This window comes from Negativicoccus succinicivorans (assembly GCF_018372215.1).
Classification (GTDB): Bacteria; Bacillota; Negativicutes; order Veillonellales; family Negativicoccaceae; genus Negativicoccus.
In genome coordinates this window covers 1-13,432 of the sequence record NZ_JAHAJN010000001.1, presented here as the reverse complement: position 1 = coordinate 13,432, position 13,432 = coordinate 1, and the positions used below count along the sequence as shown (strand labels likewise).

Below are 13,432 nucleotides of genomic sequence, written 5' to 3'. Positions count from 1 at the left end.
GGAACAAAAGAAAAAGCCGCGAATACATTCGCGGCTTTTTAATTATTTGTTTTCGATCAATTGTTCATCCCGTTCCAATGGCTTCGTCAAATCCAAGTGACCCGTGATGGATTCGATCGGCTCGCCTTCCATCGTGAACTGCACACGTTCAATCTCCGGAAAATTTGTCAAGGTATTAACCGTTTCATACACCATCAAAATTTCTCCTAAAGAACCGCCCTGGTTATTTTTGACAGCCTGATTGAGATCTACGGTAGCAAGTTTCTTGTTTTGATTGACCTCGACTTTTTTGACCTCAGCGTCTTTCGGCCAAATCGGATATTCCAGCTTGCGGTCTGCGATCAACATTTCTTCTACCGCCCGGTTCGGCGTGTACTGATCTGACGGCACATTTATCTTTACCGGCACAAGATGCTCTGCATCTTTACTGGGAATATAGGTGACCAGCGTCCTTTCGGTTGTCGCCACCTGCTGCGGTTGACTTGCGCCCATTGTCTTTGTCGATGGTGCCGAAGGCGCGCAGCCGGCGATCATCAAAACCATGCACAGCAGCAATGCGCAGATCGGCCATCTCTTTTCTAAAAAATACAAGCCTTTATTTGTCATCTGGAATGCTCCTCAGCCCGTTTAAAGTATGTTTCTAATCCGTCTACAATGCTCTTCGCCAATGCCTTTTGAACATTCGGTTTTTGTAATTCGGCACGTTCCCGGGGATTTGAAATAAATCCGAGTTCCAACAATGTCGACGGCATGCTGCTGTTGCAAAGTACATAGAAATTCGCTGTGCGTACTCCACGGTCACCGAAATCCACTTCGGCAAGATTTGCTTCATGCAACGATTCCGCCAGCAACTGACCATACAGGGAGCCACTGCAATAATATGCGGTCATACCGTCAATATCCGGGCGAACAAACGAATCGATATGAATACTGATAAATGCATCCGCCGCATGAGCTTCCGCCACATCCACGCGCGCCTGCAATTCCTCGTCACCGTTAGCATGCGGTCGCGCCACATCGCGATCAGTCTCGCGCGTCAAGTATACTTTTGCGCCCTTTTCTTCCAACATCGGTTTCAAATAAATTGCAATCGGTAAGGTGATGTTCTTTTCATATACATCTCCTTCACCGATAGCACCTACATCCGTGCCCCCGTGCCCGGGATCAATAACAATCGTTTTCCCCTTTAAACCTGCCGTTGTTTTAAACGTGGGCACAGGAACATACTGCGGTACGTCAATCACCACGCGATATGGCTTATTGTGCGTTTTGTCACGTTTCAAAGGGAATACTTTTACACTGTTTTTAGACAGCGCCTGCGGAAATTGGAAAGATAAAACAGTATCTTTATTTTCCTGACTTACGTTAAGCTTCGACACCATCTTCGGATTCAATGCATAGGTACCGATCACTTTTTTCCCATTCGTCTTCGCCAGTGTTACTTTCAGAATCTTGCCGTCCTTGCTCAATTGGGCATCTATACTGGGCAGGCGATCTACATCCATGACTACGCGGACAAACGGAACATGGGCATCATTACGGGTGACCCATCGCAATGCTTCCACATGCGCCGCAAACGAAGGGACTGTTTGAGAAAATAGCAGTATACAGAAAAAGCAAAATAAAATCAGTTTTCGCACGGTCCACCTCCTCCAACCGGTTCAATGCTCTTATTATAGCATTGAAAACAGCGAATAAGATTAAGCTGTATTAAGAATGTATCTCATATTTTATGCTTATTTCGCTTTTCGAACGTGCGGCGGCAATTTTTCTCCCGCAGTATCCAACGTGCGACGCAACTGTTTAACTTCCATTGCAATATCGGCTGTAGCTTGCCGATCCGTCTGCAAAGAAAGTGTGACCACCTCATTTACGGCCGTTCCCTCAGGCAGCCAGGCGCTTGGTAAGCGAATTGTCGTTTCGTCTTCCGCTACCATTTCGGTCCATTTTGCCGTTTGGCGATCAATGACGAGTCGGATCGGCTTCATTGTATTCTCCTTCCACTGTATACGTGTTGCCGTCGGTACGAATAGTAATAGTTCCATTGCGATCCGTACGGTAAATGCGGATTCCCCGTTTTTGTAACCGTTCCAACACCGGTGCATGCGGTAATCCGTACGGATTTCCGCGGCCGCTGGAAATTGTCGCTACTTGCGGGCGTACCGCGGCTAAAAAGGATTCCGTCGTGCCGGTCTTACTGCCGTGGTGGCCGACTTTTAAAACAGTAGCTGCAAGTTTCTTGCCATATGCCTGCAAAAGTTCATGTTCCTGACGTTTTTCCGCATCGCCCGTAAAGAGCATCGTAAATTGATTTGCTACCAATTTCATGACTATCGAGTGGTTATTATAATCCGGCATCCCTTTTTTATACATTACATTTTCCGTCGGCCCGAGTACATCAAAGTACACGCCTGCCCCTAAATCAATCTGCATTCCCTGCGTAGGGACATAAGGACGCAAACCTTTTTTAGCAAGCGTCTTCAAATACGTGCGGTAAATCGCATTCGTTTTAGTCAGACCGTCATCAAATACATACCGCACCGGTACGTGTTTCAATACTGCATAGGCGCCGCCCAAATGGTCGCCGTCAGGATGTGTAATGATCAGATTTTCTACTTCTTTGACGCCGTAACGATCCAAATATTGGGTGAGTACCGACCGATGCTCCACATCGCCGGTATCGATCAATGTCCACTTGCCCTGCCATTCAATCAGAGTGGCATCTCCTTGCCCGATATCCAGGCAGCGAATCACTAATTCCCCCGATTCGGTACGCGATGAAAAAGGATTGGGAAAATTCCACTGTGCTTGCGAATCGAATGGCGCGCCGCCGGATGGAATCACATGCTGGCAACCCGTCAATAACATAATAAATGCAGTGACAATCAATATAAATATACTTTTTCTCATTCCATAACCTGTTCCTTATAAATATAAGGTAAAGTATCCGCCACTTCAGTAGCTAAAAAGCCGTAACCGTATTGTTCCGCCAAACGATCCGCGGCAGCGCCGTGCCACCATATGCCGGTCGCAGCCGCATCTGCTGGCGCTAAGCCCTGCGCTAAAAGAGCGGCAATAATTCCGGTCAATGTGTCCCCCGTGCCGGCCGTCGCCAACCCGGCGTTGCCTGTTGTATTTACCGCTAACCTTGTGCCTTCAAACAATAATGTCGAGGCTCCTTTTAAAACAGCGACCGCTCCCGTAGTGGCGTGCAGTGTTTTCACGTAATCGGGCCGATCATTCGCTATTTCTCGGTTCGTCACATGCAGCAACCGCGCCGCTTCGCCGAGATGCGGAGTAATCACGCATCTCGCAGGCAATCTATGTCCGGGATGTTGCGCCAGCGCATACAAACCGTCCGCATCGCAAACAAACGGACAGGGAATTCTTTCTGTCATAGCAAGTCCCCAATCGGTTGTCTCCTTGGCACGACCGATACCGCAACCGATGGCGATGGCATCATAGCCGGATACGTCGATTTCCGTGTCCTTAAGTGTGAAAAAGTCGGTATCGCCGACCGGCTTTATCATTGCCTCGGGAATATGACCGATAACATTTCGTGCTGCGTTTTTCGGCATGAACAATGTGACTTTACCGGCACCGGCTCGCAACGCCGCCTTCGCGCAAAGCAAAGCGGCTCCTTCCATACCGACACAGCCCGCAAAAACAGCAACATGCCCTTGCGTTCCTTTATGACTCAAGGGTGTGCGCCGCGGCCAGGTAATATTTTTCTCCGTAATAAGGACGGTCGATCCGACAAAATCCGCTTTTGTCATGGCTAAGTCAGCCACTTGAAGGTTACCCACATAGATTCGTGCAGGATACATGCGCAGACCTTGCTTAGCGGCGCCGATCGTTATTGTCAAAGACGCTTTAACGGCATCCCCCATGACATTGCCGGTGTCAGCATTTACTCCTGTCGGCACATCGATCGCCACCACAGGGCAATCCCGCTTCTTTGCCGTTGCATTGATTGCTGCAACGGTTTCCAGCAGATGGGAGCGTAACGGTGCAGTTAATCCGATCCCGATCAACGCATCTACGATACCATGCACTTCAGAAATCTCCGGTAATTGTCCGCCGGCAGCGAACGTAACTTGTCCGCCGGCAGCACAAAAACGTTCATAGTTGGTACGCGTGTCCGCGGTCATTTTTTGCGGGTCACCGATATGAATGACGGTTACATGCATGCCTGCCGTTACCGCATAACGGGCTGCCACATAACCGTCGCCACCGTTATTACCGCTACCGGCAAAAACCACCCAGTGCGCACCGGTATGCGGCGCATATATTTTTTCGATCGTGTCCCAAACGGCTTTACCCGCCTGTTCCATCAAATCAATCAACGGTCGCTGTGCGGACTCGCTCCATGCTTTTTCTAACGCCCGCATTTCTGCCGTATTAACGATTCGCATTCGTCTCTCCCAGTAAAGTAACTCCGGCGATAGCCATTTCTTTTTCATGACTGATGGAAACCGAGGCGCTTATAATGCCAAGGCTTTGCGCTTGCTCCGCGTACACACCGTGCCATTGCAGCATCGGTTGCCCCGGTTCACTCCACGAAATTTCCACGTCCGTAAATTTACCTTTACGGAACCCGGTGGTAAGCGCCTTGACCGCGGCTTCTTTCGCGGCATAAATTCCCGCCAATGACGCCCATTGCATTTGCACACGGCCTTGCGCATGAGCAATTTCGCCGGCCGTAAAAACGCGTTCCAAAAACTGCGGATGCCGCTCACAGGCTTTTTGGATGCGCGAAATTTTCACAATATCGTTACCAAAATAAATTTTCATTACATTCCCATCCTATCGAATGCGTCTATTGCTTGCGCAACTGTTGTCAATATGATAAAATTTTAAGGTATGAAGGCATGGAAATCGAATATACATAAAGGAGGTGACACCATTGCCGCAAATCAAATCCAGCATTAAAAGCATGAAGACCGACGCTGAACGTCGTGCCCAGAACACTGCGACTAAATCTCGTATCCGTACGGCAACCAAACGTACCGTTGATGCGATCGCCGCTGGCGATGCCGAAGCCGCTCAAGCCGCGTTTAACAATGCGTCCAAATTGATCGACAAGGCAGCCTCCAAAGGTGTGATTCATAAAAACAATGCCGCTCGTAAAAAATCGGCGTTGCGCAACAAGCTGCAAGCACAAAACGACGCAGAAGCTAAGTAATAAAGATAAAAAAGCTACTTCGGTAGCTTTTTTTATTTTTCTTTTTTACTGCTTTATTCGCCCTGCGCAACCGTCACATCATGGCTCAAAACTTCATAAATCAGCGGCAACTCGATTTTCTCCTGTTGCAATGTAAATGCCTGTTCCACTCGCGTTGCATACTGATCCAGGTCGGCATTTTTAGCGCCGTATAAACATGCCAATGGTGCATTCTTTTCGACATAAGCTCCCGGCTCCGCGCAAAGACGAATCCCCACCTGCGAATCAATGCGATCGCCTTTCGCCCGACGGCCGGCCCCCAGCGACAATGCCACTCCCGCCAAAGCTAACGCGTCGATGGCGGCAAGATAGCCTGCTTGCGACGCATTTACAGTGAGCGTATTGACTTTTTTTGTCAAGGGTTCCTGCCCGATCCAAGCGGTTTCGCCGCCTTGCGCCGCGATCCATTCCGTAAATTTTTGCAAACCGGAACCGTCAGCTATTGCTTGCCGTGCTTTCGTCAGTCCTTCAGCAAGGGTTCCAACAACACCTGCCGTCAGCAAAAGGGCCGCCGTCAGATGGAGTGACAATGTGACCAAGCGCTGATTACCGCCCCCCGAAAGAACCTCGACGGCTTCATCGACTTCGAGCGAATTACCGATAGCGCTCCCAAGAGGCACATTCATGTCTGTGACGAATGCCGTCATCTTGCGACCGGCGGCCTCCCCGATATCTACCATCAGCTGCGCCAATGCTTTGGCCTGCTCGCGATCATGCATGAATGCGGCCGCGCCGCATTTGACATCGAGCACGATACCGTCCGCGCCCGCCGCAAGTTTTTTGCTCATAACCGATGCCGCGATAAGAGGCATGCTTTCGACCGTTTCCGTCACGTCACGCAGCGCGTAAAAAATCCCATCCGCCGGTGCGAGCTCCGCACTTTGGCCGATAACCGCCAAACCGATCGCATCCACCTGACGGATAAAATCCGCTTCCGTGAGCTGCACTTGAAACCCGGGAATCGACTCCAATTTATCCAGCGTACCGCCGGTAAATCCCAGACCCCGCCCGGACATTTTAGCTAAATGCGCACCGCATGCCGCCGCTAGCGGTGCCACAATCAGCGTAGTGGTATCCGCCACGCCGCCCGTACTGTGCTTATCCACCAAGGAATATCCTAAATTGCGGCCGGCAAATGTTTTACCTGAATGTTCCATTGCCAATGTCAGATCGGTCGTTTCCTTCTTGGTAAGCCCTTGGAAATATACCGCCATTAACCAGGCGGCCATCTGATAATCGGGAACCTCGCCCGCCGTACAGGCTTGTACCCATTCCTTCAATTCGTCCGCGGTAGCCTGCTCTCCCAACCGCGCTTTGCGAATCATTGCCAGTGCATCCATTGGTCCTCCTTGTGTAAATAAAAGCGGACTGCTTCGGCAGTCCGCTTTTATTTACGAAAATCACACTACTGACCGGTGCTGCCGATTCCTCCGGTGCGCACACCGGTTGCCTGATCATCCGCTACCAGCAGGTATTGCGAAAAAATCCCCTGCGCCACGCGGTCGCCTTTTTTCACCATGTAGGACTCTTCTCCCGCATTGTAAACGGCAATCATAATATGACCTTCATTTTCTTCATTGTTGTAGTAGTCACTGTCGATGATGCCTGCGCCGTTAATCAGCAAAAGCTGATTACGAATCGAAATACCCGAGCGAATAAAAATGGCCAGGTACTCTCCCATTCCCATAAACGCCTTTAATCCGGTCGGCACTAATGTCACCTTACCGGGTAACAGTTCCACATCGGCGGCGCTTTCAATATCATAGCCAGCACTTTCCGTTGTTTTGCGTTCGGGTAGCGTAATCTCACAATCGGCATATTCGGTCACTACTTCAAAGCCGCGAATCGGTTGCACTCCGGTTCACTCCTTTGCCTTCGGACCGTTTTCATTTTCGTTCAACAGTGCTTTGCGCGACAAGTTGATACGGCCCTGCTTATCAATTTCGGTTACTTTAACCATGATTTCATCGCCGATGTTAACGACGTCTTCAACTTTTTCGACACGTTCTTTCGCCAGCTGCGAAATATGAACCAGACCTTCTTTGCCCGGCAATACTTCTACAAACGCGCCAAATTTCATCAAGCGAGTAACTTTACCCAAGTACACTTCACCCGGTTTTACTTCTTTGACGAGTCGTTCGATCATTTCGACCGCTTTTTTACCGCCTTCGCCGTCTACCGAAGCGATGTAAACGGTACCGTCTTCTTCGATATCGATCTTCACGCCGGTAGCATCAATGATGCCATTGATCGTTTTGCCGCCCGGTCCAATGACAGTGCGGATCTGATCCACTTTAATCTGCATCGTGATGATGCGCGGTGCATACGGTGAAAGGTCTTTGGCCGGTTCGGTAATGCATTCGGCGATTTTCCCGAGGATGAAATGACGTCCTTCATGTGCCTGCTGCAGCGCGGAAGCCAAAATTTCACGGGATAAACCGTCGACTTTAATATCCATCTGGATCGCGGTGACACCCTGTTCGGTACCGGCCACTTTAAAGTCCATATCACCGAGGGCATCTTCCATGCCCTGAATATCCGTTAAAATCGCGTAATCTTCGCCGTCTTTGACAAGACCCATAGCAATACCGGCGACCGGCGCTTTAATCGGTACGCCCGCATTCATCAGCGACATCGTGCTGCCGCAAACGCTTGCCATGGAAGAGGAACCGTTGGATTCCAAAATTTCCGAAACGACACGCAAGGCGTACGGAAATTCCGCTTCTGACGGAATGACCGGTACCAAAGCACGCTCCGCGAGCGCGCCGTGACCGATTTCACGACGACCCGGACCACGCGTCGGACGTGTTTCACCGACACTGTAAGACGGGAAATTATATTGATGAATATAGCGTTTTTCCGTGCGTTCGGAAACGTCATCGATCGTCTGTTTTTCCGAAAGCGGCGCGAGTGTGGTCACTGTGAGCGCTTGGGTTTGCCCCCGCGTAAACAGTGCCGAACCGTGCGTACGTGCGAGTAAACCGACTTCGCAGGTAATCGGTCGGATCTCGTTCAATGCGCGTCCATCCGGACGGATTTTATCGACGGAAATCATGCGCCGTACGATACGCTTGGTCAACGCATCAAGCGCCATACCGACATCCGCCATCTGTTCCGGATAAATATCTTCGAAATGAGCGCGCGCTTCTTCTTTGACTTCGTCCATATGCGCTTCACGCGTTTGTTTATCTTTGTCAAAAATCGCGTTTTTAAGGTTTTCCGCTGCGTAATCTTCCACCGCTTGCGCAATCACTTCATCGACTGTATGCACGTCGTAAACAAGCTTTTCTTTGCCAACTTTAGCGACCATTTCCTGCTGGAAAGCAACCAGTCGGCGAATTTCTTCATGGCCGAACATGATCGCGTCCAAGACCGTTTCTTCAGGAATTTCCTGTGCCCCGCCCTCGACCATCAAAATCGCGTCATCCGTACCGGCAACTGTAATCATCAAATCCGATTCTTCACGTTGCTGCACCGTAGGATTGATCACGAAATTACCGTTCCCCCGACCTACCTTAACGCCGGCAATCGGACCTTCAAACGGAATATTCGAGATGGAAAGCGCCGCCGAGGCGCCAAGCATCGCCGCCATTTCCGGCGCATTGTCCTGATCGACGGAAAGCACTGTCGCGACCACGTGCACGTCGTTGCGTACGCCTTTATCAAACAGCGGACGAATCGGGCGATCAATCAAACGCGCATTCAAAATCGCGGACTCACCGGGACGACCTTCACGTTTCACAAATCCGCCGGGAATTTTCCCTACGGAATACAATTTTTCTTCATAATCTACCGTCAGCGGGAAAAAGTCCGTACCCTCGCGCGGCTTTTTGGCGCCGGTCGCAGTGACCAGCACAGCGGTATCCCCGTAACGCACCATAACGGCACCGCTTGCCTGTTTGGCAAACTTGCCGGTTTCGATAACCAGCGGGCGTCCCGCCCATTCTGTTTTGAACACCTCGTTCATGTCATTCCTCCTATTTTTCTTTATAATCCTTAACATTACAATTATGATTTATCATCTGCTATTAGTCAAGTTTTCAGGCATAACGTCCTCATCGCGCATGATTCTGCCGGTAACATAATGGCGATCCACCACAATCGACAACTTATATTCGGGATACCGAGCGTGAATCATCTGCCTTATCTGTCGATAAATGCTCTCGTCATCGTCGCGCGTGCCGTCTTCTACTGAAATATCAAAATGAACCGACCAGATATCGCCCTGTTGTGTCGCAAAAAAGTCATGGACATCCCAGCGCGGGTTCACCTGCGCGACCAGTCGACGCACATTATTTTCAACCGCCAGTGTCGCCGGATTGGAAATGTTACGCGGATCCACGTGCACGAGTGACTGCGCCTTATACTTGTCGCGTAAGCGCCGCTCAATGGAATCCGCCACATGATGCGCTTCCAGTAAATTCATTCGACTGTCGACTTCGATATGAATGCTCAAAAAGCGGAGTCCGGGCCCATAATCATGCACAATTAAATCGTGGGCACCTTCCACCCCCGGCATATTCGTTACGGCGGCCAATATCTCCTGTTCTTCAGCCAGGCTGATCCCCTTCCCTAAAAGCTTGTCTACGCCCATGTAAAGAACTTTCATTCCCGTGTATAAAAGTGCAAGTGACACCAACGCGCCGGTGTATTCATCAATTTGCCAACCGCCAACGTACTGCGCTCCGACGGCCAATAAAACGCCTGCCGTCATTAAGAAATCGCTGGCGGCATCCGCGGTAAGCGCGGCTAAAATGTCAGAGCCTCCGTGCGTTTTTAAGCGGCGAAAAAAAAGCACTAATCCCGATTGTACAATAAGTGACAACACCAATACTGCAATCAGAATCGGCTCTATGACAAGATACTGCGGATACATAATCCGATGCAATGCTTCCGCACCGACACCAAATCCGGCCAGTAAAATGATGACGCCGATAACACTTGTCGCCACGTATTCGATGCGGGCCTGTCCAAACGGATGCTCTCGGTTGACAGGTTTGCCCATCATATACAGCGACAGCGCAATCATAAAAGAACTGCCGATATCCGTAAGATCATGCAGCCCGTCACCAACGACCGCGACCGATCCGAACCAGTAACCGAGACCCATTTTACCGCCGGAGAGCAATACTTTGATTACGGTATAGACCAGCAATAGAAGGCCGATTTGTTTTCTATGCTGCGTATTTTCCATAAATTCCCCCGGAATAGAAAGACGTCCTACCGAAGTAGAACGTCATGTGTACGTCATTTGTTAAAATTCATCAAAGTCCATTTCGTTCAAAATGTCTTTCAGCTTTAACAACTCTTCTTTTGTCAATGTCAATCCTTTAGTCATGGCGTTATATTCCGGCTCCCAGCTGCGCAAATCAAATTTTGCAGCGCGACCGTTCCAGCTTGTAAAAGTCAGCTGCTTTTTCCAACCGTCACGGTTGGTCGAAAGATCGCCAAGTACTTTTTCAATTTCAAAATTAATTGTGGCCATTTTTTTCACACTCCTATTTTTCCCCAGTATTCTCGCATTGATTACAATCATAGCATATGTACATCACGCTTACAACTATTTGCCGTTGGGCGCTACTTATCCGGGCAAACCCGGATATGCTATCATAATGAGAGAAGTAATGTTCGGATAAGGAGATTGTTTCATGCTCGCTTTGATTTATCGTACTTTCCCGGCAATGTCGGAAGTGTACTTTCGTCGTTTCTGGCTGAGTCAATGGGTCGCTTTGATCGGTCTATGGATGCAGCTTACCGCCCAACAATGGCTGGTCTATTCATTGACCGGTTCACCGTTGTTGCTCGGTCTTTTAGGCGTCGCTCAATTTGGTCCGATCATGCTCTTTTCATTGCCGGCCGGTGTTGTGGTGGATCGTATCGCCAAACGCTCCCTCGTTCGTTTTACACAGGCGGCTTATTTCGTGCAAGCGCTCCTGCTCGCATTGCTCGTTTTCACCGGTTGGGTCAATTACTATAATGTATTATTCTTAGCTTTCTTATACGGTTGTATTCAAACGATCGACACTCCGGCGCGGCAATCGTATGTCGCGGAATTGGTGCAACCGAAAAATCTGCGCAGCGCCATCAGTATGAATTCCGCCAACTTTAATGTCGCCCGTATGATCGGTCCGGCCATCGCCGCGGTAGTGATGGCTAAGTACGGTGCGGGATGGCTCTTTTTCGCCAACGCCGTTTTGATGATCCCGGTGCTTTGGACGTATTGGAATTTGCCGATCGTCGGCGCGCCAAAGATGAAGGGACGTGTCCAAACGCCGTTGTCGGATATGCGCGACGGAATTGCGTATGCGGCGCACAACATGCCCGTTTACAGCACGTTGATTGTGCTTTTCATCATTTCCACTTTTATTATGAATTATAATGTCATCGCGCCGGTATATGCGGATTTAATTTTGCATCGCGGGGTGACCGGTTTCGGACTGATTACGTCAGCGATCGGTGTCGGTTCTTTCACCGCCGCCCTGCTTTCTGCTTCACTTGCCGACGGCCGTCCCAGCGCGCGGCTTCTTTTCGGCAGCGCCTTAACGGCCACTTCATTACTGTTCATTTTGGCATTATTTGATTCGTTTTATTTGGCTCTTGGCATGTTCGCCGTGTTCGGCTTTTTCGTCTTGACGTTTTTAATCAGCGCCAATACTTTGGTGCAAATGAATACGGAGCTTGCCTATCGCGGCCGGATTTTATCATTGTATTCGCTTGTTTTCTTAGGCGCGACGCCGCCCGGCAACCTGTTGACAGGTTGGCTGATTGAATGGCTCGGCATACGTTTCGGCATCATGACCTGCGCGCTGATCTCTTTCCTGTTGCTCATTCCGATAGGTCGTCATGTTTACCTGCGCCTGCAAAAAGATCCCCATGCGTTTCAGGTAAATCCATAAAACGTTGGCAAACCGCAACATTTACTGCGACATGCAGGCCTCGCCTGAACAGTTCTTTAACTCTTAATTGAAGCAATAAAAAAAGAGGCGTTTAACGCCTCTTTTTTTATTGCTTCATTAGAAGTAGTAGTTGAGTTCAACGCCCCACATGTTGTCGTCAGCGCCTTTTGCATCTTTAGCATCAAAATTGATGTCAAATGCATAGTAAGCATTCAGCAGAATATTTTCTGCCGGTACGAAACCGGCCTGCGCCTGCCAGTAGGTTGCCTTACCGAGGTCCGGGTGTGTCATCGGGGTATCAAGCGTCATGCTCGTGCCACCGAAGTAGGAGTACGGTTCAACGCTTACATAATCAGCGCCGATTTCGAAGGAACCAACCTTGCTCGTGTCGGCAACGCCGAAGAGCAAGCCTGCGGTCCAGAGTTCCGGATCGTTGTCGAACGTCGTGTTGCGTACATAGTCACCACGGAGCTGCAGCGCATCGTTGAACTGGAAGTTCAAGCCGGCGCCCCAGAAGTTCACGTCTTCTTTTTTATTGTTATATTCAGCATCCTGCGCATTCAGGTAGAAAGCGGTAACGCCAAGACCATCCGTCAAATCAGCGCCCGCCTGTACGAACCAAGCGCTCGGGGTCTTTTCAGCAAAGAACTTCTTGTTCGCTTTTTCGTCAAAATCTTTCAGATAGCCGTAGCCGGCTGCCAAGTTGATATCCTTACCGAAGTTGATTTCCGCGCCATCGAATGTAGAATCATAGAATACGCCGGTCGCACCGAGAGTCAAGTCGTAACGGCCTGCTTTCGCGCCGAAGTTATCGTTGAAGTTGTGTTCGATGTACAATTGATCAAGGTTCAAGGACGGATCTTGAGCTTCGCTGTCGAAACCGAAGCTACCCGAGGTAATGCGAGCGGTTACCTTGGTGTTGTCCGATACTTTCGCGTTAGCCTGCAGACGAACACGCATATCGAAGTAATCCTTATCACTCTCGTCCATGTAACGAACGCGAGCGTCACCCGTCAATTTTACGTTGCCGACGCGGTTTTCCAAGTTGGAAACGCGGACGCCGAGGCTGTTCAATTCGTTCGAGAATTCGTCAGCCAAACGGTTCAATTGCGCCTGTTGCTCTGCGTTCAACTGATCCTGTTTTACCATCGCGCGAGCGACCATCTGCGCCATTTCATAGCGGGTGATGTTCTGCTGGCCTTTGAATGTTCCATCCGGGTATCCTTCGACTACGCCTTCAGCGGCGAGTTGGGATACTGCCTGGTAAGCCCAGTCGTTCGGAGTTACATCCGAGAACGGATTCGGGGCCGCG

General features: G+C 49.9%; 14 protein-coding genes. 2 read left to right on the top strand and 12 right to left on the bottom strand.

The window, feature by feature from the left end; genetic code table 11:
- Window positions 1-42: 42 nt before the first annotated feature.
- From KIB08_RS00070 to acpS, 6 genes are all read right to left on the bottom strand, one after another.
- Window positions 43-606 (bottom strand): GerMN domain-containing protein, encoded by a 564-nt coding sequence (locus tag KIB08_RS00070; RefSeq protein WP_303988154.1) that lies wholly within the window; start codon window positions 604-606, stop codon window positions 43-45.
- Window positions 603-1,640 carry an N-acetylmuramoyl-L-alanine amidase family protein gene (locus tag KIB08_RS00065; RefSeq protein ID WP_303988152.1) on the bottom strand — a complete coding sequence of 346 codons (1,038 nt, stop codon included), beginning with the start codon at window positions 1,638-1,640 and terminating at the stop codon, window positions 603-605. Before KIB08_RS00065 ends, KIB08_RS00070 begins: the two co-directional genes overlap by 4 nt.
- A 96-nt stretch (window positions 1,641-1,736) precedes the next feature.
- A complete protein-coding gene (locus tag KIB08_RS00060; protein WP_303988150.1) occupies window positions 1,737-1,988 on the bottom strand; it encodes a hypothetical protein in 252 nt (83 codons plus the stop codon).
- Complete coding sequence (locus KIB08_RS00055) at window positions 1,963-2,910, bottom strand: ComEC/Rec2 family competence protein (protein WP_052098422.1); 948 nt, start codon at window positions 2,908-2,910, stop codon at window positions 1,963-1,965. The genes KIB08_RS00060 and KIB08_RS00055 overlap by 26 nt, the downstream gene beginning before the upstream one ends.
- A complete protein-coding gene (locus tag KIB08_RS00050; RefSeq protein ID WP_303988147.1) occupies window positions 2,907-4,415 on the bottom strand; it encodes an NAD(P)H-hydrate dehydratase in 1,509 nt (502 codons plus the stop codon). Before KIB08_RS00050 ends, KIB08_RS00055 begins: the two co-directional genes overlap by 4 nt.
- A complete protein-coding gene (gene acpS, locus KIB08_RS00045) occupies window positions 4,402-4,794 on the bottom strand; it encodes a holo-ACP synthase (RefSeq protein WP_273260021.1) in 393 nt (130 codons plus the stop codon). The genes KIB08_RS00050 and acpS overlap by 14 nt, the downstream gene beginning before the upstream one ends.
- A 112-nt stretch (window positions 4,795-4,906) precedes the next feature.
- Between acpS and rpsT the strand changes: the two genes are divergently transcribed.
- A complete protein-coding gene (gene rpsT / locus KIB08_RS00040) occupies window positions 4,907-5,185 on the top strand; it encodes a 30S ribosomal protein S20 (protein ID WP_024049051.1) in 279 nt (92 codons plus the stop codon).
- A gap of 53 nt (window positions 5,186-5,238) precedes the next feature.
- On the opposite strand, the gene KIB08_RS00035 is transcribed toward rpsT, so the two are convergent.
- From KIB08_RS00035 to KIB08_RS00015, 5 genes are all read right to left on the bottom strand, one after another.
- Window positions 5,239-6,564, bottom strand: a complete 1,326-nt coding sequence (locus tag KIB08_RS00035; protein WP_303988142.1) for a thymidine phosphorylase — start codon at window positions 6,562-6,564, stop codon at window positions 5,239-5,241.
- 65 nt (window positions 6,565-6,629) lie between these two features.
- Window positions 6,630-7,079 carry a dUTP diphosphatase gene (gene dut / locus KIB08_RS00030; RefSeq protein WP_303988140.1) on the bottom strand — a complete coding sequence of 150 codons (450 nt, stop codon included), beginning with the start codon at window positions 7,077-7,079 and terminating at the stop codon, window positions 6,630-6,632.
- 6 nt (window positions 7,080-7,085) lie between these two features.
- Entirely contained in the window at window positions 7,086-9,191 is a 2,106-nt protein-coding gene (locus KIB08_RS00025; protein WP_303988138.1) for a polyribonucleotide nucleotidyltransferase, read from the bottom strand.
- Window positions 9,192-9,242: 51 nt separating this feature from the next.
- Window positions 9,243-10,418, bottom strand: a complete 1,176-nt coding sequence (locus KIB08_RS00020) for a cation diffusion facilitator family transporter (RefSeq protein ID WP_303988136.1) — start codon at window positions 10,416-10,418, stop codon at window positions 9,243-9,245.
- A gap of 60 nt (window positions 10,419-10,478) precedes the next feature.
- Window positions 10,479-10,709, bottom strand: a complete 231-nt coding sequence (locus KIB08_RS00015) for a YdbC family protein (RefSeq protein WP_024049057.1) — start codon at window positions 10,707-10,709, stop codon at window positions 10,479-10,481.
- Window positions 10,710-10,872: 163 nt separating this feature from the next.
- Here KIB08_RS00015 and KIB08_RS00010 point away from each other — a divergent pair, with 163 nt between their 5' ends.
- A complete protein-coding gene (locus KIB08_RS00010) occupies window positions 10,873-12,120 on the top strand; it encodes an MFS transporter (protein WP_303988131.1) in 1,248 nt (415 codons plus the stop codon).
- 117 nt (window positions 12,121-12,237) lie between these two features.
- Here the strand turns inward: KIB08_RS00010 and KIB08_RS00005 are convergent.
- The coding region (locus tag KIB08_RS00005; protein WP_303988129.1) for an S-layer homology domain-containing protein at window positions 12,238-13,432 on the bottom strand (1,195 nt) is incomplete at its 5' end.

Coding starts and splice junctions, on each gene's coding strand:
- KIB08_RS00025 (WP_303988138.1), bottom strand. CDS start 9,191: ATGAACGAGGTGTTCAAAACAGAATGGGCGGGACGCCCGCTGGTTATC.
- KIB08_RS00070 (WP_303988154.1), bottom strand. CDS start 606: ATGACAAATAAAGGCTTGTATTTTTTAGAAAAGAGATGGCCGATCTGC.
- KIB08_RS00050 (WP_303988147.1), bottom strand. CDS start 4,415: ATGCGAATCGTTAATACGGCAGAAATGCGGGCGTTAGAAAAAGCATGG.
- KIB08_RS00010 (WP_303988131.1), top strand. CDS start 10,873: ATGCTCGCTTTGATTTATCGTACTTTCCCGGCAATGTCGGAAGTGTAC.
- KIB08_RS00055 (WP_052098422.1), bottom strand. CDS start 2,910: ATGAGAAAAAGTATATTTATATTGATTGTCACTGCATTTATTATGTTA.
- KIB08_RS00060 (WP_303988150.1), bottom strand. CDS start 1,988: ATGAAGCCGATCCGACTCGTCATTGATCGCCAAACGGCAAAATGGACC.
- KIB08_RS00020 (WP_303988136.1), bottom strand. CDS start 10,418: ATGGAAAATACGCAGCATAGAAAACAAATCGGCCTTCTATTGCTGGTC.
- KIB08_RS00035 (WP_303988142.1), bottom strand. CDS start 6,564: ATGGATGCACTGGCAATGATTCGCAAAGCGCGGTTGGGAGAGCAGGCT.
- acpS (WP_273260021.1), bottom strand. CDS start 4,794: ATGAAAATTTATTTTGGTAACGATATTGTGAAAATTTCGCGCATCCAA.
- KIB08_RS00015 (WP_024049057.1), bottom strand. CDS start 10,709: ATGGCCACAATTAATTTTGAAATTGAAAAAGTACTTGGCGATCTTTCG.